Origin of the sequence: Methanoculleus chikugoensis, assembly GCF_900095385.1 — an archaeon.
Classification (GTDB): Archaea; Halobacteriota; Methanomicrobia; order Methanomicrobiales; family Methanoculleaceae; genus Methanoculleus; species Methanoculleus chikugoensis_A.
The window spans coordinates 1-18,811 of the sequence record NZ_FMID01000034.1; the positions used below are offsets into that span (position 1 = coordinate 1).

The 18,811-nt window shown below is 59.7% G+C and carries 23 protein-coding genes, 1 tRNA gene and 1 pseudogene; 12 read left to right on the plus strand and 13 right to left on the minus strand.

What is annotated here, in order from left to right; genetic code table 11:
- Positions 1 to 506: MFS transporter (locus tag L21_RS06995; protein ID WP_143727232.1), on the minus strand; the 506-nt coding region annotated here is incomplete at its 3' end.
- A 199-nt stretch (positions 507 to 705) separates the two neighbouring features.
- Here L21_RS06995 and L21_RS07000 point away from each other — a divergent pair.
- The 4 genes from L21_RS07000 to L21_RS07015 all read left to right on the plus strand — a co-directional run bounded on the left by L21_RS07000 (position 706) and on the right by L21_RS07015 (position 4,044).
- Positions 706 to 1,758 (plus strand): lysylphosphatidylglycerol synthase transmembrane domain-containing protein, encoded by a 1,053-nt coding sequence (locus L21_RS07000; protein ID WP_074369773.1) that lies wholly within the window; start codon positions 706 to 708, stop codon positions 1,756 to 1,758.
- A 100-nt stretch (positions 1,759 to 1,858) separates the two neighbouring features.
- On the plus strand, positions 1,859 to 2,536 hold the full coding sequence (locus L21_RS07005; protein ID WP_074369774.1) for a DUF5612 domain-containing protein: 678 nt from the start codon (positions 1,859 to 1,861) through the stop codon (positions 2,534 to 2,536).
- Entirely contained in the window at positions 2,536 to 3,111 is a 576-nt protein-coding gene (locus L21_RS07010) for an L-threonylcarbamoyladenylate synthase (protein ID WP_074369775.1), read from the plus strand. Before L21_RS07005 ends, L21_RS07010 begins: the two co-directional genes overlap by 1 nt.
- A 3-nt stretch (positions 3,112 to 3,114) precedes the next feature.
- Positions 3,115 to 4,044, plus strand: a complete 930-nt coding sequence (locus tag L21_RS07015) for a DNA polymerase subunit beta (RefSeq protein ID WP_074369776.1) — start codon at positions 3,115 to 3,117, stop codon at positions 4,042 to 4,044.
- 306 nt (positions 4,045 to 4,350) lie between these two features.
- Here the strand turns inward: L21_RS07015 and L21_RS07020 are convergent, their stop codons facing one another.
- Positions 4,351 to 5,013: a CRISPR-associated protein Cas4 gene (locus L21_RS07020; protein WP_074369777.1), complete on the minus strand. Its 663-nt coding sequence runs from the start codon at positions 5,011 to 5,013 to the stop codon at positions 4,351 to 4,353.
- Between the two features lie 120 nt (positions 5,014 to 5,133).
- Between L21_RS07020 and L21_RS07025 the strand changes: the two genes are divergently transcribed.
- Positions 5,134 to 5,430 (plus strand): DUF3467 domain-containing protein, encoded by a 297-nt coding sequence (locus L21_RS07025; protein ID WP_074369791.1) that lies wholly within the window; start codon positions 5,134 to 5,136, stop codon positions 5,428 to 5,430.
- A gap of 73 nt (positions 5,431 to 5,503) precedes the next feature.
- Positions 5,504 to 5,575, plus strand: a tRNA-Thr gene (locus L21_RS07030).
- Positions 5,576 to 6,230: 655 nt separating this feature from the next.
- Here the strand turns inward: L21_RS07030 and L21_RS14090 are convergent.
- From L21_RS14090 to L21_RS07045, 6 genes and pseudogenes are all read right to left on the minus strand, one after another.
- Positions 6,231 to 6,818 (minus strand): MvdC/MvdD family ATP grasp protein, encoded by a 588-nt coding sequence (locus L21_RS14090; RefSeq protein WP_178377694.1) that lies wholly within the window; start codon positions 6,816 to 6,818, stop codon positions 6,231 to 6,233.
- Between the two features lie 63 nt (positions 6,819 to 6,881).
- A pseudogene (locus tag L21_RS14595) lies at positions 6,882 to 7,226 on the minus strand (MvdC/MvdD family ATP grasp protein); the annotation flags it as partial.
- Positions 7,227 to 7,260: 34 nt separating this feature from the next.
- Positions 7,261 to 7,836: a hypothetical protein gene (locus L21_RS13820; protein ID WP_143727234.1), complete on the minus strand. Its 576-nt coding sequence runs from the start codon at positions 7,834 to 7,836 to the stop codon at positions 7,261 to 7,263.
- Between the two features lie 358 nt (positions 7,837 to 8,194).
- Positions 8,195 to 8,464: a type II toxin-antitoxin system RelE family toxin gene (locus L21_RS07035; protein ID WP_074369778.1), complete on the minus strand. Its 270-nt coding sequence runs from the start codon at positions 8,462 to 8,464 to the stop codon at positions 8,195 to 8,197.
- A 1-nt stretch (position 8,465) separates the two neighbouring features.
- A complete protein-coding gene (locus L21_RS07040) occupies positions 8,466 to 8,666 on the minus strand; it encodes a hypothetical protein (protein ID WP_074369779.1) in 201 nt (66 codons plus the stop codon).
- A 175-nt stretch (positions 8,667 to 8,841) separates the two neighbouring features.
- The gene (locus L21_RS07045; RefSeq protein WP_074369780.1) at positions 8,842 to 9,450 is read right to left on the minus strand and encodes a hypothetical protein; all 609 of its coding nucleotides are present in this window, start codon (positions 9,448 to 9,450) and stop codon (positions 8,842 to 8,844) included.
- A 354-nt stretch (positions 9,451 to 9,804) separates the two neighbouring features.
- Here L21_RS07045 and L21_RS07050 point away from each other — a divergent pair, with 354 nt between their 5' ends.
- Positions 9,805 to 9,996: a hypothetical protein gene (locus L21_RS07050; RefSeq protein ID WP_074369781.1), complete on the plus strand. Its 192-nt coding sequence runs from the start codon at positions 9,805 to 9,807 to the stop codon at positions 9,994 to 9,996.
- A 30-nt stretch (positions 9,997 to 10,026) separates the two neighbouring features.
- Here L21_RS07050 and L21_RS07055 read toward each other — a convergent pair whose 3' ends face one another.
- Together L21_RS07055 and L21_RS07060 are read right to left on the minus strand one after the other, a co-directional pair.
- Complete coding sequence (locus L21_RS07055; RefSeq protein ID WP_074369782.1) at positions 10,027 to 10,581, minus strand: HdeD family acid-resistance protein; 555 nt, start codon at positions 10,579 to 10,581, stop codon at positions 10,027 to 10,029.
- A gap of 108 nt (positions 10,582 to 10,689) precedes the next feature.
- The gene (locus L21_RS07060; protein ID WP_074369783.1) at positions 10,690 to 11,352 is read right to left on the minus strand and encodes a dihydrofolate reductase family protein; all 663 of its coding nucleotides are present in this window, start codon (positions 11,350 to 11,352) and stop codon (positions 10,690 to 10,692) included.
- A 122-nt stretch (positions 11,353 to 11,474) separates the two neighbouring features.
- Here L21_RS07060 and L21_RS07065 point away from each other — a divergent pair, with 122 nt between their 5' ends.
- From L21_RS07065 to L21_RS07075, 3 genes are all read left to right on the plus strand, one after another.
- Positions 11,475 to 12,680, plus strand: coding sequence for a deoxyguanosinetriphosphate triphosphohydrolase family protein (locus L21_RS07065; RefSeq protein ID WP_074369784.1), 1,206 nt, complete (start codon positions 11,475 to 11,477; stop codon positions 12,678 to 12,680).
- A 136-nt stretch (positions 12,681 to 12,816) separates the two neighbouring features.
- Positions 12,817 to 13,158 (plus strand): hypothetical protein, encoded by a 342-nt coding sequence (locus L21_RS07070; RefSeq protein ID WP_074369785.1) that lies wholly within the window; start codon positions 12,817 to 12,819, stop codon positions 13,156 to 13,158.
- 225 nt (positions 13,159 to 13,383) lie between these two features.
- Positions 13,384 to 14,211: an esterase/lipase family protein gene (locus L21_RS07075; protein WP_074369786.1), complete on the plus strand. Its 828-nt coding sequence runs from the start codon at positions 13,384 to 13,386 to the stop codon at positions 14,209 to 14,211.
- On the opposite strand, the gene L21_RS07080 is transcribed toward L21_RS07075, so the two are convergent.
- Entirely contained in the window at positions 14,165 to 14,455 is a 291-nt protein-coding gene (locus L21_RS07080; protein ID WP_074369787.1) for a hypothetical protein, read from the minus strand. The two genes, L21_RS07075 and L21_RS07080, sit on opposite strands and share 47 nt — an antisense overlap.
- Positions 14,456 to 14,565: 110 nt before the next feature.
- Here L21_RS07080 and L21_RS13825 point away from each other — a divergent pair, with 110 nt between their 5' ends.
- Together L21_RS13825 and L21_RS07085 are read left to right on the plus strand one after the other, a co-directional pair.
- On the plus strand, positions 14,566 to 14,778 hold the full coding sequence (locus tag L21_RS13825) for a hypothetical protein (RefSeq protein ID WP_143727235.1): 213 nt from the start codon (positions 14,566 to 14,568) through the stop codon (positions 14,776 to 14,778).
- A gap of 279 nt (positions 14,779 to 15,057) precedes the next feature.
- On the plus strand, positions 15,058 to 15,849 hold the full coding sequence (locus L21_RS07085) for a 4Fe-4S binding protein (protein ID WP_074369788.1): 792 nt from the start codon (positions 15,058 to 15,060) through the stop codon (positions 15,847 to 15,849).
- A 19-nt stretch (positions 15,850 to 15,868) separates the two neighbouring features.
- On the opposite strand, the gene L21_RS07090 is transcribed toward L21_RS07085, so the two are convergent.
- Together L21_RS07090 and L21_RS07095 are read right to left on the minus strand one after the other, a co-directional pair.
- Positions 15,869 to 16,567 (minus strand): mechanosensitive ion channel family protein, encoded by a 699-nt coding sequence (locus tag L21_RS07090; RefSeq protein WP_074369789.1) that lies wholly within the window; start codon positions 16,565 to 16,567, stop codon positions 15,869 to 15,871.
- A gap of 193 nt (positions 16,568 to 16,760) precedes the next feature.
- The coding region (locus L21_RS07095; RefSeq protein ID WP_074369790.1) for an efflux RND transporter permease subunit at positions 16,761 to 18,811 on the minus strand (2,051 nt) is incomplete at its 5' end.

The window sequence follows — 18,811 nt, forward strand, 5'->3', positions numbered from 1 at the left end:
GCAAACCCGCTCCGGTAGTCTCCCTGCGCAAGGAAGATGGCGGTAAAGATCAGGGGCCCGATGACCGCTCCGACCTGGTCGAGGGCCTCATGCACGGCAAACCCCCAACCCCGGCCGACCGTCGCCGTGGCATTCGCAAGGATGGCGTCCCGTGCCGGCACCCTGATACCCTTCCCCACCCGTTCGAGGATGAGGAGAAGCGCGGCGCCCTCCCAGGACCCGGCAAGCGCGAGGAGCGGGACCGCGGCGAGCATCCCGTAGCCGATGAACGTGATCGCCCAGTAGTGCCGCGTGGTGTCGGCCAGGTACCCGGAGACCAGGCGCAGGGCGTAGCCGAGGAACTCACCGAGCCCCGCGACCACCCCGACGGCGAGAGCGCCGGCGCCGAGGATGTAGAGGTAGGGTCCGGAGACGCTCCGCGCCCCTTCGTAGATGATATCCCCAAAGAGGCTCACGATGCCGAAGAGGATGATCACGGTGTAGGCTGCACGGTGTCTGCCGTCCATCGATGGTGATCTGTCGTTTATCGCCCATAAATCCTCTCTGACGGCCTGAGGTGTCCTCCCCTCGCCCCCGGTTGTTACCGGCCCGGAGGAGGAACTGCCGGATCCAAAACCCCGGGGGAACCATAATCACGACCTCCCGTCACCTACCCTCTCTTGTGGTGCACCACTGGATAAGGAGCCGCCGGAGAGGGGGACCGGCATGAAGAACTTGCGCTGGATCGCGCTCTCGCTCCTCCTCAGCAGCGCGGCTCTCATCGGGCTGCTCGCGGCGACCTTCACCCCGGCAACAAGGGCCTACCTCGGGGAGGTCGGCGGCGTCGCCCTCCTCCTCGCCCTCGCGCTCCGGGCCGGATCGATCTTGTGCCGGATAGTCCGGATCGGCGTCATCTGCCGCGGCCTCGACTACACCGTGCCGTTATCGAGCCTCGCGATCACCCAGAGCCTCTCGCTCTTCGCCGGCTCGTTCACCCCCGGCCAGGTAGGCGGCGAACCCGTCCGGATCCACCGGCTCTCACGTGCCGGGCTCGCCGTCGGGGACGCCGTCACCGTCGTCGTCGTGGAGCGGGTGCTCGACCTCGCGGTCTTTGCCTCACTCACCTTCGCAGCCTTTCTTGCCGTCCGGCATCTCTGGGGCTACCTCGCCGCGACCGTCCTCTACCCGGTGGCGGCCTTCCTTGTCCTTGTCCTCGTTCTTCTGCTCGCGCTCGTCGTCCTGGTCCGCCGCCCCTCCCTCGCGAACCGGATCATCGGCGGCGTTGCCGTCCGGGTGCTCGACCGGTGCGGCCGGAGCCGGCTCCGGCTCCGCCCGGGCTCAGACGGTGCGGAGAGACTCGCGGAGCGGATTTCCCGTGAGACCGAGATCTTTGCCGCGAGTGCTTCCCGGTTTGCGAGAGCCGATCCCCGGGCGCTTGGCGGCGCGATCCTGGCGAGCATCCTCGACTGGGTCTTGCTCTTCTCCACGGCGTCGGCGCTGCTCGTCGCTCTCGATCTCCCGCCGTCTTTTCCCGAGTCGTTCCTCTTCCAGGGCATCCTCCAGATGATCGCGGCCGTCCCGCTCATCCCCGGCGCGGCCGGGATCGCGGAGCTCGGCGCCGCCACGCTGTACAGCCGGATCGTGCCCACCTACCTCCTCGGCCTCTTCGTCGTTCTCTGGCGGCTGATCCTCTACTTCCTCAATATTCCTCTCGGTCTTCTTGCGGCGGCCCTTGCGGCGCGGGAGAAGGCGGACACCCGGGGCACCGAAAACCTATAACCCTTAGAGACCAAAATCTATCCTTTAACGCGAATATGACGAAAAATACCCTGTTCGTGAAACGATCGGAGGACGTTTCGTTCTCCTGCCGGGGAGGGTCATGACCACCGATACCGAAATGTATGCCCTCTCGATCATCACCGAGAACCGGGCCGGCGTGCTGCGCGACGTGGCCACGGTGATGGCGGATTACCGGGCAAACATCCAGATGATCCAGCAGTCGATCATCGCCACCGGCCCGAACATCGGGAAGGCCTACCTCTACTTCGAGTTCGAGGAGTGCGGGAACCACGGCGAGCTCGTCGCCGATCTGGCACGGGTGCCGTCCGTCGCCGACGTCACCATCTACCCGCCGTTCTCCCGGATATTTGGGTCACGGGTGATCATCATCGGCGGCGGCGCGCAGGTGGCGCAGGTGGCGATGGGCGCCGTGAACGAGGCGGATCGGCACAACATCCGCGGCGAGCGGATATCGGTGGACACGATCCCGCTCGTCGGGGAGCAGAACCTCTCACTCGCCGTCGACGCGGTGGCGCGACTCCCCCGGGCGTCGATCCTGGTGCTCGCCGGGTCGCTGATGGGCGGCGAGGTCTCGCGGGCGGTGGATCGGGTCAAGGCGGCGGGCATCCCGGTGATCGCCCTCAAGATGGCGGGGAGCGTTCCTGCCCATGCCGACCTGATCGTGACCGACCCGATCCAGGCCGGGGTCTTTGCTGTGATGCACGTCAGCGGCAAGGCCGTCTTCGATATCAACCGCGTGCGGGGGCGCGAGTTCTGATGGATCCGATCGATATGGCCGTCCGGGTGCTCTCGCGCGACGGGCTCGTCGTCTACCCCACCGAGACGGTCTACGGTCTCGGGGCGGACGCCCTCTCGGAGGACGCGGTGATGCGGGTCTACGAGGCCAAGAACCGGCCGGTGAGTAAACCGATATCGGTCGCGGTCTCGGATATGGAGATGCTCGACGCCGTCGCGGTGGTGGACGACGCCGCCCGGGCGTTCATCGAGCGGTTCCTGCCCGGCCCGGTGACGGTGGTTCTCCCGGCGAAGTCCTGCCTCCCGGAGATTCTCACGGGAGGAACCGGGCTTATCGGGGTCCGGTGGCCCGACCACGAGATCGCCCTTGCTATCATCTCGCGGCTCGATACGCCGATCACGTCCACCAGCGCGAACATCTCCGACGACATCCCGCCGACCCGTCCCGAGGAGGTCTCCGTCCCCCACGACTACCTGGTCGACGGCGGGGAACTCTCGGGGACGCCGAGCACGGTGGTGGATCTCACCGCCCGGCGCATCCTGCGCAAGGGCGCGGAATGGGAAGCGGTTGAAGCGTTCCTGGAGACCCCGGGGTGATTCATGCAATCGGTACGACTCCGTGACTTCATCGAGGACCGCGAGGGATGCCTCTATGCGGTCTCGAACTACGACAACGCCGGGCGGATCGGGTGCATCCTCCGCTATGTCCCCGACGCGGCCGGGGAGCGGACGAACCGTGCCGGCCGACGGTATCACAAATACGATTTTGTCGAGTCTTTCGACTGGATCCGGGCACACAGGCCGGAGTACCTGGACACTGTCCACCGGGTGCCCTACTGCGACGTGGTCCGGGTCTATAAGCCCGAGGAGGAGATCGCCGGTGTGGCGGCCCGGAACGTCCGGGTGGCGCGGCTCCTCGCTCGCCTCTCCCTCCCGGCGGGCTCGTTCGGGTGCACGGGTTCGCTCCTCTGCGGCCTCGAGAACGAAGCGTCGGACATCGACCTGGTGGTCTACGGCGACGCCTGGTTCGTCGCGCAGCGCCGGCTCCGCGACCTCGTGGGGAGGGGGGTGATCCCCTCGATGAGCACCACGATGTGGCGGAAGGTCTACGATAAAAGGGTGCCCGAGATATCGTTCGACGCCTTCGTCCTGCATGAGCAGCGGAAGTGGAACCGGGGCGAGTTCGAGGGAACCTACTTCGACCTCCTCTACACCCGCGCCTACGGGAACCTGGACGCGGTTCCGGCCGGCGTGGGGAAGGTGATCGGTCGGGCGACGGTCGAGGCGACGGTCACGGACGCGTCGCTCTCCTTCGACAGCCCGGCGGTCTACGCGGTGGACCACGACGAGATCTCGCGGGTGCTCTCCTTCACCCACACCTACTCGGGCCAGGCGCTCGTGGGGGAGGTCATCGAGGCGAAGGGTGTCGTGGAGGAGCACGGCGACGAGCGGTGGCTGATCGTCGGGACGACCCGCGAGGCGAAGGGCGAGTACATCGTCTCGGAGACGCTGCTCGAGAACGCCGGGTAGTGATACGCTCCTGCCTGACCGGGCACTGCTGACTCACGCGAAGAACGCGAGGCGCATGTGGCAATTGGCGTTTCCCTTCGCGGCTTCGCGTGAGACCTTGTTTCTGTCCCTGTACTCTGCCTCACGCGAAGAACGACGCTCTGTAAGAGCGGAGTTGGAGCACCGGAGGTGGGAGCCGCGAAGAGCGCGAGTAGGATGGTAGATGAGAATGACACCCCTTTCCGGCTTCGTATCCTTCGCGTGAGAAGATATCAGGATCAGAACTCCAAAGTCTCTGTCTTTGCACCCTTCGAAGTTTGGCTATTTTCAGAAGAGGTCGGAGAGCCGCCGCGGCCCGGCGGTGCACCGTTCGAGGTGCGGGCAGCCCTCGCAGGGAGCCCTGAGGGGCCGTGGCGGGAGTTCGCCCGCGACCACCCGTTTTGCCGCCCGGATCGCCTTAATCATCTCCCGCCGGTCCCGGGGCTGGGGCTCGACGTAGCGGCAGACGCCGTTCGCGACGTACTCGACGTAGCCGCCGGCGACGGGGTGGCCGAGGGTCTCGTTGAGGCAGGCTATATAACAGGCGACCCGGAGCCGGTCGGTGGTGTAGACCCCGGCCTTCGGCGCGGTGCTCGACCGGGCGACGGCGAAGGTGCCATCCTCGAAGACCTTATCGACTCTCCCCCGGATGCCGAGGGTGTCGGACTCGACGGCGAGGTCGACCTGGACGGGCCGCTGCCATTTGGTCTCGCTGCAGGCGGCTATGCACTCGTCGAAGAGTTCCCGGGCTTCTTCCCCTGCTTCGGGGAGGACGCAGAGGATCTCCTGCCAGATCTGCTCCGGTTCCAGGAGTTCTCCGAGGTGCGTCGAGACCTGTTTGCAGACGGTGTAGCGCGGCGACTCTTCGTGCTCCTCCGAGCGCTCGAAGTAGTAGCGCCGGGGGCAGGTGTGGCAAGCGACGACGCCGGATACCGGGATGTAGTCGGTCATGCACAGGGTTCCGTTTGACAGGAATTACGTCCTCCCGCTATTTAGCGGGGTATGCTCCGCACCGGTTCCCTGACCGGGGAAGACCAACTCTTATGCCGGAGCGGGTCACAGAAGATGGGTATGGCAAACCGCGAGATATCGGTCAACATACCCGGCAATCTCGACCCGGTCTACTCCAACCGCATCCAGATCGCCTACAAGGAGGACGAGTTCACGTTCCTCTTCCTGCACGAGATCCCCGGCATGAACCAGGCGCGGGGGAAGGCAATCGTCTCGATCAGCCCCCGGCATGCGAAGAACCTGGTCGAGGTGCTCGCGAAGAGCGTCGCCGATTACGAGCAGAAGTTCGGCAAGATCACCTCCCCGGAGGCCGCTGCGCAGCAGGAGAGCAACGTCACCATCCGGGGGTACTCCTGAGCGGGACCGGGCCGGCGGGCCCCCGGCAGGTGATACCTTTTTAATTGCGGAGGTGCAATATTCTAAGGCAGTTGCCGCTGTGGCTTAGTGGTATAGCGGCTGATTCGTAATCAGCAGGCCGGGGGTTCGAATCCCTCCAGCGGCTTATCTTATCCATGTTTAATTCCTTTGGACAATCCATATAATGTGTTTTCCGACCACAATGCATACTGAACTTAGTCGCACAATAATCAATACAGGAAACGTTCTGCGACAATCTTACAGGGATTTTCGCCTGATCAAAGAAGTCTATGCGGAACGAGCCATCAATAACGCGATCGATGAAGATTGGACTCTCAACGACGATATTGACCACATTAACGAGTTCGTTATCGAACTGCAAGCATCGCAGGGGTTCGTCTCGCCAAGATCAACAAGACCCTCTCCATTCCGGTCAACTGGCACCGATTCCTTGGATAGTACCACACCAACACGATTGCTTGGATTTACCTGGTTTTTTTAGAGATCCGTCATCTGAGGGCTTCTATGGGTGATTTTTTCAGCGGTTCGGCCGGAAATGACAGGTTTAAAGTACTACTGAACCATTTACGTCCGTTCGGAAGACAGCCATAAGCATGCCTAGCAGAGCCAACGATGCGAGCCGGGCGCGGGGCATCCATTGCGAATCGCCAGATTTTATTCAAAAAGTTTAAAAATCTTAGTTTCTTGAACTTCAATAATTGAAGAATAATTTGATCCGCGCAAAAAGGGCCTGCTGCCGCATATTTTATCTTGTATTAACAACAGGCGTTAGACGATAATTATTCCTTTCCACCATCTACTAATGCTTTTGCTATTGCTTCACTGATGTTTAACCCCGTCCGTACTTCAATCCATCCATATTGACCATTTGGATTAATTTCTAAAAAAACATACTCTCCACTAGGAGTAAGAATCATATCGATTGCACCAAAATTTAATCCCAATCGCTCAACCAACGAAATGCATTTTTCTGATATGTCAGATGGCAATCGATGTATTCGGTGAATAATGTTATTCAAATCCCCACCTCGACGCCAATCATATATAGTAGCAGGACTCTCTTGTGAATGAATTTCGGCAGTAAAAACTTGATCTTTTACTATGGTTACTCGGATCTCTATCTCCTTTGGGATATATTCTTGAAATAGGCATGGACAATTTACAACTTCTTCGAAATCAGTTCGTTTATAATTCTCTAGAGGTGTGGTATATACTTCTCCCAAGACAAATTGTCGATCCCACGGATCCTTACCTGATGCCAGTAAACCATCAGATAGTGTCTTATAAACTACTTTACTTCCATGGCTGATGTAAAATTTCCAAGCTTCTTCAGGATCATTTGTAGTGATCGTTGCGGGAATAGGCAAACCTAATTTCGAAGCTAACCTTAGTTGTAAAGGTTTGTTACTTGCTCGTCGGAGATTTTCGATAGGGCTAATCCAAAATCGATCCTGCAAATAATTATAAAGACCATGTAGATCCTGACGGCATTCATTATATCCGTATTCTCGCTCATATTGAGATAGAATGGATGGCAATTTTGGAGTGTCTGGTTTTCTGTACCAGACTGATTTTATTTCAGAGCAATCAATGAACTGTTGGTCGGAATTGGTTAAAAATTCCTTAAAACCGGCTTTACTCCATAATGAGGTATGTTTTACATGAAGTGGATACTCTGCTACGTTAAATTGGGTGTATGATACTCCCCATTTTTTGAAATAATATGTTACCCAATAGATTTGGATATCATTTTTGTCGCTAATGATTAAAATAATAAGTCATCCCTCATATTATTGAAAAATATTCTAATTAATGATAATCGGAATCTCCACCATAACTATCACTTACGACAAAAAATGGGAAAACTCGTGTTGGCTTAACGGTATGATATAAAGTCGGGTGAGGAGATGGATGTGGTGGAGGGGCTGGAATGTTTGCACACTTTTCAGATTCGGTAAATTGCATCACCATGGTCTCAAGTTCTTCACGTGTCTTATTTTTTGCCCAGTCATCATCAACATAACTCTCTGGAGTAATGGCCACCTTTCTTGCAAATATATTTGCTTTTGCGCTGAGTTCAGCTATAAGTTGCACTTCTTGGTAGAATTTTTCAAGAACCGTTGTATTAATATTAATGTCGTAATAATTTACTGCATTCTCATCAAATTTTAAGTTATCAATAACACCTGTGTTTTTAACGTCAACTTTATTTAAGTACCAAAGGCGATTAGTGGGTTGGAAAACCTCATTAAAAGGAGTTTTAAAACCACAATAGAGTATGCCATATAGCTTACTAGTTTCATCAGATTCAAAGCTTAATCCCAGTTTCGCGTCTGTTAACTCCTCAAGCGGAATACCATAAATTCGAACATCAGTTAACTCCATTTATATCCCTCAGTGGGGCACTCTCTACTCTTGGGCATATATAGTCCTTTCTATAACGGAGATTACGCTTCAGTAGAAGCATCAACAGCATATACATGCCTCGTACACTGGCGCAAACAATTTCTGGGTCTGGTGTCTGTAATCAGGAAACCAATTTTTGCGCTGAATCGTGCTGCACCTCCCGGTGACTAGTTACTGCCTCATTGGCTCCATCGACGGGGTTCGATACCGGGACGCTCGACTGGATCCTCTGCGTTTTCGGGTGCTCTTCGCCCGCTTCGCCGCCGTGAAGCAGGGGTGAAACCGGTGTTCTCCGGCTGGCGGGCAGACCGTTATCGGCCCCAGAGTCTTTGGCCCCTCAGGGAAAGACACTATAGATCTCTTCGCGGCTCTTCACCCGGTAGAATGTGAGAACTCCATTCTGTATCCGACAACCTATCCGGTATTGTCCCACGCGAATCCGGTAATAGTCCTGGTAACCCCGGATCTTTCGAAGATCAAAATCTGCAAAGAGGTTTTCCGATGCCGGGATCTTCTCGAACACCAGCACCTCGATCCTCTCCCGATAGTCCGGGTGGACCCTTGCCAGATCCTTCAAAAATGTCTTCTTATAACGGCAAAGGACCATGCTATCGCTTCTTCATCTGCGCATAGCATCGTTGCGCCTCGCTCTGCGAGAGGGTTTCTTCCTCCTCGACCTCTTCCATCGAGAGCGCGAGCCCGCAGTCTTCGAGGAGTTCTTCGATCTTCTCGAAGGTTTCAATGTCAAGAACGACCCCGATCTTCCTGTCGTTGTCGGTTACGATGTATTGCCGCTTGATATTGATCACCGCTCACCACCTCCTGCCGTTCTCTCGCCTGTACGGGTATCTTGGGGGAGCTGAATGATAAATGTTGAGGTGTTCCGCTGCTCTGCCGCATCCGGCTGGACGGGGGCGAGGGAGGGTGACGCCGATTCCTGTTCAAAATGGGAACTTTGCCTTTCTACACATCATACCGGGCTTTTCAGAACAGCCACTCCCAGATCCTCATCCGGTAATACTTATTGATACTGATATTGGGATCCCCGTCGAGCATCCTGCTCACCCGCGTCTTCATCTTATACGATTTTTTAACTTTCAGGAAGGTTTTGCTGAAGAGCGTGTTGGAGGACATCACCTGATTGAGGTAACTGTACTGCTCCTTGATCGACTCCAGTTTCAGGCCGGCCGAAATATCGTCGCAGTCCTTCGATCCCACATCCCTGAACGTATGGCAGTCCCGTATGAAGTCCGTGAAGATCTTCACCCCCTGTTCGTTCCTGTTCATGGTCACAGTCAGGTTCAGTATCTTATCGGAGAATGAGATCACGAATATCAGGAAACCGAGAAAAGCAATCACATTTCGCGTGTCCTGCTGACTGTGGAAGGGAAGCGACAACGAAACCAGGATGTCGGGATCTACGATGCTCAAGAACGCGATGGATGCCGAGAACAGCAGAATGGCCAATGACAGGCTGGTCGAGATCCATTTATATTTTCTATACTGGTAGGCGCAGATCTCCCTGGACAGACCGGCCTTGTCCGCTAAATTGTTAACCTCATTAACACAGTCTTCTACGGTTTTCCCGCTCATTGAAGTTCCCCACAGTTGCAATTAATCGTCGATGAATATGTTCTGGATCCTTTCAGGTGTTCTTTATCCGGAATCAGTATACGGAGGCGTAACGGTGAACCCTGCTGAGAAAAAAATCGTGTAAACAAGTGGTGGAATCAATACTCCCGCCGAAGAGAAGCAGGCACCGTTTTACCATCGTCTGACCACGTACAGAGATTAATTAATCGGATATATACGTTTCGAAACTCCGTTTGCTCTGAATCGTTCCGGAAACGGTTATCTACCATATCTGACCCGGCAGGGCCGAACCTCAACCGGCAAACAGCCAAAAAACGGATAACCGATCCCCGCCCATGTCTGTTCCGAGAGCCTATGGCAAACGACACCGGCACCCTGGCAATCACCATCTCTCTCCTCGGCATCGCGTTCGTCCTGCACTTCTCGGCAGCGCCCTACTACTTCACCGGATCGGCGCCGACGGGGTTCGGCACCGGGACGCTCGGCCTGATCCTCTGCATCATCGGGGTACTTCTGGCCGGCGTTGCGGCCGCGAAAAAGGAGTGAAATCGGGTTGGAGTGGGGGCGGAGCCCCGTTCACCCCGGGATCCGGAGAGCAAGGACGATCGCCGCGACTCCCCCGGCGACGGCAAGCCCCGCAAGGAGCAGCACGAAGGCCAGCGCCGCGATGAACGGGTGGGCCACCAGGATCAGCCCGAAGATGATGCTCAAGGCGCCGAGGACCGCCGTTCCCCATCCCTCACCGGAGACCCCCTGCACCAGGTAGATTGCCCCGATGACGAGGCCTTCCACCCCGATGATGATGGCGTAGATCGTCGGGACGAGGACGGCGCTGTAGAACGGGTAGATGAGCACCACAACCCCCGCGAGGATACCGAGGATACCCACCAGCATCTTCCAGCCCCATCCGGTCTTGTCCCTGGAAAGGCTGAGGAGCACGACGACGCCGTTCACCAGCCAGTAGATGCCGAGGATGGTGGCGAGGAGCGTCAGCGTCGGAATGGGATAGACAAAGAAGAGAACGCCGAAGAGGATCGCGATAATCCCGAGGAGCAGCACGAACCAGCGTGCCGAGCCCGCGGCACCGCCCGTCTCCGGGAAGCCGGCGCCGGATTCAATACCGTTGACCATACAAGCACCGTGCGTCGTATCCCCCGGCAGTATATAAGCGTATACGCCTGCCGGACTTTGCTCCTCCTCTGCGGCAAAGCGCGGTAATCCGGGCCTGCAGCCGATCCCTCACTTCTTGGCGTAGACCAGGTGCACCGTTCCCTGCTCCATCGGCACGGCTTTCCGGAGTTCGAGCGCCGTCCGCCCCCCGGCCCGGCCGAAGAGCTTCTTCTCTCCCTCGCCGACGATGACCGGATGAACGATCAGGCTGATCGTATCCGCGATCCCCTCCCGGATCAGGACGTCGTTCAAGTCCGGGCCGGAGTCGGAGACCACCCGCGTGATGCCGAACCGCTCCCCGAGTTCCCGTATGGCGCCCTTAAGATCAACCCGGTCCGTGCCGCACCGGATGAACGGATACTCCCGTTCGCGGAGGTAGTCGAGGTAGTCCTCCGGCGTCGCCTCCGAGACGAGGACGATGACGTCCTTCGTGTGCTCCATGTTCCGGTAGAAGTGGAGCAGATCTTTTAGCACGCCCCTGCTGTCGACGATGACGCTGACGGGGCGCGGATCGTCCGGCAGGACCGCGGGCCGGTGCCGGTCCGCCTCAGTTTCAGTCTCGTTGATCTCCATGAAGAGTTCGATCCCGGTCTTTGCCGTGGTCGAACCCGCGAGCACCGCCCCCGGCTCGAATGCCAGGAGCGCGCCGTAGTGCAGCCCGAGATCGACCTCGAAGCCCCTCACTGCGTGATCCAGGCTCACGCTGTTGTGGATGATGACTTCAGGATACATGCGGGGAGATACGTCTGTTCGGAATATAACACGCGCGAATCCTTCCCGGCCGCCCCCGGCCTGACCGGAAGAGAAAACCCTATCCCTTTCCCGGCCGAGAACTCCTTGCCGGAGGACGCCCGATGGAGATCCCGAAGAGTATCTTTGACCGTATGGAACGGAGCATGGCTGACCGCGAATCCCTCCTCTCGCCCCGGGCGACCCGGAACGCCGCTTACCTCAGGCGTTCCGGCCGCAAACCCGAGGACCCGGTCATCCGACCGCCGTTCTTCCGGGACGCCGACCGGATCGTCCACTCGAAGGCCTACTCGCGCTACATCGACAAGACCCAGGTCTTCTACCTCGTCGAGAACGACCACATCACCCACCGCGTCCTCCACGTCCAGCTCGTCTCGAAGATCGCACGGACGATCGGGCGGGCTCTCGGCCTGAACGAGGACCTGATCGAGGCGATCGCCCTCGGCCACGACATCGGCCACGTGCCCTACGGCCACCTCGGGGAGAAGTTTCTCGACGAGCTCTGCGCCGAGCACGGGCTCGGGGGGTTCCGGCACAACGTCCAGAGCGTCCGGTTCCTCGACGTCGTCGAGGACTGCGACCTCACGCTCCAGGTGCTGGACGGGATCCTCTGCCACAACGGCGAAGCCAACAACCATATTCTCACGGTCGAGGGCGAGGCGGACTGGGACTCGTTCGCGGGGAAACTGCGGAAGATCGAGGACGGGGCCGACCCCCTCCCCCTCACCGCCGAGGGCTGCGTCGTCCGGTGCGCCGACAGCGTCTCCTACCTCGGCCGGGATCTGGCGGACGCCCTCGAGGTCGAGGTTATCGGCGAGGATGATCTTGAGGACTTCCCCGAGAACTGCATGCACCTCTTCGGTATCGCCGGACACAAAAAGGAGGCATTCTCCGATATCAACCGAAAAGTGCTCGACGCCCTGATCCGCGACATCATCACCGGGAGTTACGATGCCGACTGCATCGCCTTCTCCGCCGAAGCGTCGGCGTGCGTCGCGGCCTTCAAGGACTTCAACATGCAGCACATCTACAATAACGAGAGGCTCATAAAGAACCAGAAAAAGATCCGGTTCATGTTCCGTTACCTCTTCGGCCGCACGTTAGAGGATATCGAGAACGGCCGGAAGGATTCGCCGGTCTATGAAGATCTCGTCAACGCCCCGTGGGCGTCCCGTGCGTATGTCGGTGCCGCGGCGCCGGAGGAACTCGCGAGGGACTTCATCGCCGGGATGACCGATCGCTACTTCGAGTGGGTCTTCCAGCAAAGCATCTTCCCGGAGAGGGTGCGGTCGAGGTACCGGGGATGGTGAGCCACCGTGGCCGGCGGTTGAAGTGGGGTTTCATCTGCCCATTATCGCTGTATTTGTCCGAAAATTCTGCTTAAAACCCATGAATATAACCCGATGGTTCCTACGTATTCTTATATCGCCCTGAGCAATGCATACTATGCATAAGCGAATCCTTATTCTCGGTCTGGCTGCAGCGCTCGTCCTGACGGCCGGTTGCATGGGGCTTGGCGGTCCCAACCCGAAGGTCGTGGAGGACTCCATGGTCACGGATATCAGCCTTTCCAAAGGGCTCGGATATACCGTGAACGCGGTGATACAGAACGACGGGGGCGACGGCGACGTCACCGTGACGATGAAACTGATCGACGAAGAGAAGGGTTTTGTCCGGGACGAGGCATCGACAGTGATCTCCATCCCCTCAGGGGAGACAAAGAAGGTCAGCCTCACGCTGGACGGGGACATCGGCAGGAAGTACAAGTACAGCATTGAGCTGAACTGATCCAACTCATCTGGTGTGAGGAGATCTCTCTTCTCAGCAGGAGTTGCCAGACAACTCCATGAGCAACACTTTTTTTGAGATCGACACTGCTCCCACGATCCTGCCAGTGCTGTTGGGAAGGTATCAACGGGCATGCGGCAGGAGCCGGCGTGCGGGCCCGGCCTCGATACGTGCCTGCCGGCGCCGCCGAAACCTACATCGCGGGCGGCGTCGGATCATGAGTGAATGAACTCGTGCTGCCCGGCCATCCTGGTCCACGGCTGGCGGAGCCATCCCGGTATCTGGAACCGTCTTGCTCCCGTGCTCTCGGACGCCGCGGTGCCCCTCTGGAACTTCGACCACACCGCGATGCAGGGCGCCGGAACGGAGACGATCGCTCTTGCTCTCCGGGACTACATCCACAAAAAGCGTGAGGAGACCGGCTATGCAGGCCCGGTCGACATCGTCTGCCACTCCATGGGGACGTGCATCGCCCGCTACCTCCTCGAGGTTCTCGACGGCGATGCACGGGAGGAGCAGGTCCGACAGCTCGTCGGGATCGGCCCCCCGAACAACGGCTCGGCCATGGCCGAACTCTTCAACGATCCCGAGCGGGGCTCCGAAGTGATCCGGCGGCTTATCGGGGTCTTCGTGCCGGAGGACTACGACCCCGGGGAGGACACCATCGTTCAGGAGTTCCGCCCCCGGAGCAGGACGATTGCGGCGCTCCGCCGCGCCGGAACCCGTGACGACATCGCCTACCGGATCGTCCTCGGCGCGAACCTCACCGCGAACCCGGCGTTCTTCCCGGCGTTCGGCGGCAGAACCTGGGAGTTCGCTCCCGACGGCGGCTGGCGGGCGACGTATGCCGGGGACGGGATCGTCCCCCACTCCGACTCGCACCTCCCGGGTGCGGAGGTGGCTGTCCTCCCGGCCGATCCTGCGAACCTCACCCGGAACCCGGACCTCTACTGCCACACCATGCTGCCGAGAAACCCCGAGGTCGTCGCCCGCGTCAGGGACTACCTTACTCTCTCTGCAGGGCCCGCCGTGCGGACTCCGCCCAGGAGTTGATCGCCCGTTCGAGATCCTCGCCGGCCTTCCGTGCCGCCTGCTGGATATGCTCGTGCCCTTCGGGCGTCCCGAAGAGGTGCTGGCCGGTACTCACCACATCGTTGACCGCCTTCCGGACCGACTCCGATGCCTCCTGCATCCGCTTCTCGATGGTGGGCGCGGCCGGTGTCGGTTCCTCCTCCGGTTCGGGAGCGGGGTCGACGACCCACCGCCCCTTTTCAAAGCGACCTTCTGTCTCGCTCATATGCGAGGGTGTAGGTCAGCCCGGGATAAAAACCTGGCTTTTCTGCACCGCCATACCTCCCTCCGGAGGATGCGCAGGTTCATTTACCCGGGGGACTACAGAGGTGCGATATGGTCCGGGTTGCCGCCGTCGAGGCATGCGGGCAGGCTCTCTCACCGGGCACCTGCCGGTGCCGGGTTGCACGAGCCGTTGCGTTCGTGCTCCTCTTCCTCCCGGCGATACCGCTCCCCCGCGGTGGTCTTTGCCCTTATCGGTTCGACCCTCCTCCAGGCGGCAGCGGTCGTCGTCCCCCTCTTCCTGACGTCGGTGGCCGCCCGTCCTGATCGGCATCCTCGAGATCTGCGACCTGTTCGCAGAACGCTCCCGGGCGATCCAGAGACTTTTGTCGAAGATCGATGCAAAGACCGGAGTATCGATTACCTGAAACGCTACGGTGCCCTGATGCTCATCCGGGTCATCTGGATCCCGGGGATTACCCTCTACGGAACCCCGTCGTCGCGTGGTTCTTCCAGTACCCGCGGGCGGTCTCCCTCCTCTGCATGCTCGCCGGATGGGCAATCTAGCAAACGCTTTTCCGGGCAGCCCGCCAGAGATCGATAGCCATGAACGGTGACCTGAAGGCAGCCGTCCTCGAGCGGTGCCGGAGGATGGAGATCCCGCTTGCCGGGGTCGCGAGCACGGAACGGTGGGAGAACCCCCCGTTCCGGCCCTGGATGCCGGAGGAGTTCTACCCGCAGTCGATCTTCCCCGAGGCCCGGTCGGTGATCGTCATCGGTCTTCCCGTCCACCTCCCGGTGCTCGAGACCTCCCCCTCGATCTACTACCATGAACTCTACAAGACCGTCAACACCCTGCTCGACCAGTACACCTACCGGCTCGCCTCTTACCTTAACGACTGCGGCTACCCTTCGGTCTTCGTCCCCCGCGACGGCTACGGGAGCATCGAGGTGCTCCAGAAGAACCCCGTCGCCTTCTTCTCGCACCGTCACGCCGCCCTCCTTGCGGGGCTCGGGACCTTCGGCGTGAACAACACCCTCCTCACCCCGGAGTACGGCCCCCGGGTCCGGTTCGGCTCGGTCTTCACCGCCGCGGACCTCCCGCCCGACCCGATGCTCACGGAGAACCTCTGCACCCGGTGCATGCTCTGCGTCGAGGCCTGCCCCGCGGGTGCGCTCGTTGAGGAGGATTATCCCCAGGGCCTCACCGACACGGCCGCCTGCGCGCGAAACAGCGCCGACCTCGCCCGCCGCCACATCTCCCCCTGCGGCATCTGCATCAAGGTCTGCCCGGTGGGGGATGACCGGCGGCATTACGGCCGGGGTGCCCCCGCCGGCGGCGAAAACCTGCGTCACCGCCGGGCCGGCGAGCACGTCCGGAAGTACGGCGGGCTGTAAGCCCGCCAACCCAGAATGATTATTCTCTTCTCACTCTACCCATCAACTGGTCCATCATCTCCGGCGCCCGGTCTCGGAGGCCGAGCCCGACGATGATGGCGATCGCCGCACCGAGGCCGAGCCCGACTCCCCAGGCTATCGGGACGACGAAGACGTAGATGATCGAGAGGTCGATCAGGAGCTGCTGAAGTGCGAGGATGGCGACGACGAAGTAGAGGAACGCCCGCAGCAGTATCGTGATAAACCCGAAGCCCTGGATGCTCTGCACCTCCCCCATATTCTGGAGGATGTCCATCAGCCAGTCAATCAGGATGATCCCGATGACGAGGATCAGGATGAACGCGACGACGTTCGGGATATAGGCTACGATGGCCGCGACCGCCGCTGTCAGGGCCGGAATCTGGAGAACGCTGACTGCCGCGAGGATCGCGATGAGGTAGATGAACCAGCGGACGATGAGGTCGAAGAGATGGCTGATGTTCATCGTGGATCGTTCGATCTGCTGGCCGACCGACGTCTTCCGCAGCGCATCGTCGACGCCGATCCGGTCGAGGACTTCGGCAACGACCCTGCCGAGGATGCGTCCGAGGATCCAGCCGATGATCAGGATGACGATCGCTGCTAAAAGGTTCGGGAGAAAGAGAATAACATTACGGGCCAGTTCTTCAACCGGCTCAAATGGCGCCAGAACTTGCGCCGTGAGGTCTCCATTTGCCACGGTATATCACCGGGGGAAGGATATAGGAGGTACTATATAAATCTTAATACGCCCGCTGTCCGGGGAGCGCGGGAAGACCGCTGCCGGGAGCGTGCGAACGTCAGCAAGGTTGAGCACCCCTGAGTGCGCCGGGCTGGAGTTTGAGCACCGCCAGGTGCGAAGTACGACGAATCAAAAAAAAGTGGCGGAGAGGTTACTCTGTCATTCCGGCCGCCGCTATGGCCCGGGACCGGCCGCTGAGGCGGTACGTCAGCGCAAGAATCGCCGGCATGACGACGATTGCGCCCACGAGTGAGAATCCTACCGATATGACCGTCACGATCCCGAAGTTGCTGATGATGTTGAACGTCGAGAAGGTGAGCGCCGAGAACCCGAAGACCGTCGTCAACCCGGAGACCGTGATGGCCGTCCCGATCTTCTGGACGGCGGTCTGGACGGCGTCGAGGAACTCCATGCCCCGGGCGAGTTCCTCCTCGCACCGCTCCATAATCAGGATGGTGTACTCGGACGCGACGCCGATCGTCATCGACCCGAGGACGGCGGTCAGCGGCGTGTAGTCCAGGCCGAGGAGGTACATGATCGCACCGTTCCACCCCACGATGAAGACGATCGGGATGACCGGCGAGACGGCCGAGAACTTCCGATAGACGAGAACCAGGAACCCGAAGATGAAGGCAAACCCGAGCACGGTCATATACACCCTGGACTCATCGATGTCGTCCATGACGGCGGCGAACATCTCCATGCTGCCGGTGATCTTTACCGTCACGCCGGCCGGCGGGTTGTTCCATGCGACGTCGCCCTGTATCCTCCCGACGAGGTCACGTGCGACGCTCATCTCCATATCGACCGTCGAGAACTCGAGCACCGCCTCCAGGTTCCCGTTGAGGTAGCGCTGCAGGCTCTCCTCCGGGATCCGGGCAGTAACGTTGTCGACTTCTCTCTCGGTCGAGGGGAGCACGCCACCGTTGTACTCCCGGATCAGGGTTGCGATGCTCGTCACCCCGGTGATCTTGTCGTTATGCTCCTGCTCGTAGACCCCGAACTGATCTATCCAGGCAAGCGTCTCCGGGGAGAGGACGTCGTCCGCATTCACGATGACCGGGATGGTGCTTATCTGGCCCATTGTCCGGGTGACCTTCTCCAGGTTCTGGAGGGCCGGCATATCGTCGGGGACGAAGGTTTTTTCGTCCGCGCTGATGGGGACGCTCTGGTCGAGGTAGAAGCCCCCTGCCGCGACGACTGCAAAGAGCAGGATGACCGGGAGCGGGTATTTTGCGACGGTGTAGGCGAGCCGCCCGAGGAGACGGTCATACCGCTCGAGGAGGGAGAGCCCGTTCTCCGGGGCGCCGGATGCCGGCGCCTCCTTCTTCGGCCGGTAGTTCGTGAGGATCGCAAACGCCGGGACGATGATCAGCGCCGCGATGTAGCAGGAGACGACCCCGATGGTGCAGACCATCCCGAAGTCGGCCACCATCGGTACCGGGGCAAAGAACATCGCGATGAACCCGAGCGCCGTTGCCGACATCGCGATCAGGACCGAGGGGCCCATCTGGGTGATGGTGGCCCGTACGGCCTCTGCAATTGTTTTGCTCCGGATCTCCTCGTCGAACCGGGCGTGGAGCTGGATCGCGTAGTCGATCCCGATCCCGATCAGGACCGGGAACGCCCCGACCACCACCATGCTGATGGGAATTCCGAAGAGGCCCATGAACCCGAAGGTCATGATGAGCCCGACGGCCACGATCCCGACCGGGAGAAGGCGGTAGCGGACGTGGGAGAAGAGGAACGTCACTGCGAGAACCATCAGGATCATGGCCACGAGAATCAGCAGGCCCGTCTCGGATCCCATCGCCTCGCCCATCTCCTGTGCGAACGCCGGGTTTCCGGAAACGGTGACCGTGAGGCCCGGTGGGGGCTCCGATATGGCGATGACGGACCTGATGTTATTGAGAACCTGCTTCTGGGTGTCCATGGTGACGCCCGCTTCAAGGTTGATGAGGCTGTTCGTCATCAGATCCGAGGGCAGCATCCTCTCGACCATCTCCGGCGGGGCCTGCCCGATGATGGCGTCGATCTCCGCTCCGGACGACGGCAGGGTGCCGCCGTTCGCCCGTTTGAGGAGGTCGACGACGCCGGAGACCTGGTCGACGTAGCGTTCGTTCCGGAGGTTTTCCTGGAGGTTGTCGATGTACTTGAGATTATCGAGACTCCGGACACAGTCCGCCTCGTAGATGAGCACAA

What these genes read in the sequence shown, in the direction of transcription:
- L21_RS07000 (WP_074369773.1), top strand. Translation starts at nt 706, where the DNA reads ATGAAGAACTTGCGCTGGATCGCGCTCTCGCTCCTCCTCAGCAGCGCG.
- L21_RS07005 (WP_074369774.1), top strand. Translation starts at nt 1,859, where the DNA reads ATGACCACCGATACCGAAATGTATGCCCTCTCGATCATCACCGAGAAC.
- L21_RS07010 (WP_074369775.1), top strand. Translation starts at nt 2,536, where the DNA reads ATGGATCCGATCGATATGGCCGTCCGGGTGCTCTCGCGCGACGGGCTC.
- L21_RS07015 (WP_074369776.1), top strand. Translation starts at nt 3,115, where the DNA reads ATGCAATCGGTACGACTCCGTGACTTCATCGAGGACCGCGAGGGATGC.
- L21_RS07020 (WP_074369777.1), bottom strand. Translation starts at nt 5,013, where the DNA reads ATGACCGACTACATCCCGGTATCCGGCGTCGTCGCTTGCCACACCTGC.
- L21_RS07025 (WP_074369791.1), top strand. Translation starts at nt 5,134, where the DNA reads ATGGCAAACCGCGAGATATCGGTCAACATACCCGGCAATCTCGACCCG.
- L21_RS13820 (WP_143727234.1), bottom strand. Translation starts at nt 7,836, where the DNA reads ATGGAGTTAACTGATGTTCGAATTTATGGTATTCCGCTTGAGGAGTTA.
- L21_RS07035 (WP_074369778.1), bottom strand. Translation starts at nt 8,464, where the DNA reads ATGGTCCTTTGCCGTTATAAGAAGACATTTTTGAAGGATCTGGCAAGG.
- L21_RS07045 (WP_074369780.1), bottom strand. Translation starts at nt 9,450, where the DNA reads ATGAGCGGGAAAACCGTAGAAGACTGTGTTAATGAGGTTAACAATTTA.
- L21_RS07050 (WP_074369781.1), top strand. Translation starts at nt 9,805, where the DNA reads ATGGCAAACGACACCGGCACCCTGGCAATCACCATCTCTCTCCTCGGC.
- L21_RS07055 (WP_074369782.1), bottom strand. Translation starts at nt 10,581, where the DNA reads ATGGTCAACGGTATTGAATCCGGCGCCGGCTTCCCGGAGACGGGCGGT.
- L21_RS07060 (WP_074369783.1), bottom strand. Translation starts at nt 11,352, where the DNA reads ATGTATCCTGAAGTCATCATCCACAACAGCGTGAGCCTGGATCACGCA.
- L21_RS07065 (WP_074369784.1), top strand. Translation starts at nt 11,475, where the DNA reads ATGGAGATCCCGAAGAGTATCTTTGACCGTATGGAACGGAGCATGGCT.
- L21_RS07070 (WP_074369785.1), top strand. Translation starts at nt 12,817, where the DNA reads ATGCATAAGCGAATCCTTATTCTCGGTCTGGCTGCAGCGCTCGTCCTG.
- L21_RS07075 (WP_074369786.1), top strand. Translation starts at nt 13,384, where the DNA reads ATGAACTCGTGCTGCCCGGCCATCCTGGTCCACGGCTGGCGGAGCCAT.
- L21_RS07080 (WP_074369787.1), bottom strand. Translation starts at nt 14,455, where the DNA reads ATGAGCGAGACAGAAGGTCGCTTTGAAAAGGGGCGGTGGGTCGTCGAC.
- L21_RS13825 (WP_143727235.1), top strand. Translation starts at nt 14,566, where the DNA reads ATGGTCCGGGTTGCCGCCGTCGAGGCATGCGGGCAGGCTCTCTCACCG.
- L21_RS07085 (WP_074369788.1), top strand. Translation starts at nt 15,058, where the DNA reads ATGAACGGTGACCTGAAGGCAGCCGTCCTCGAGCGGTGCCGGAGGATG.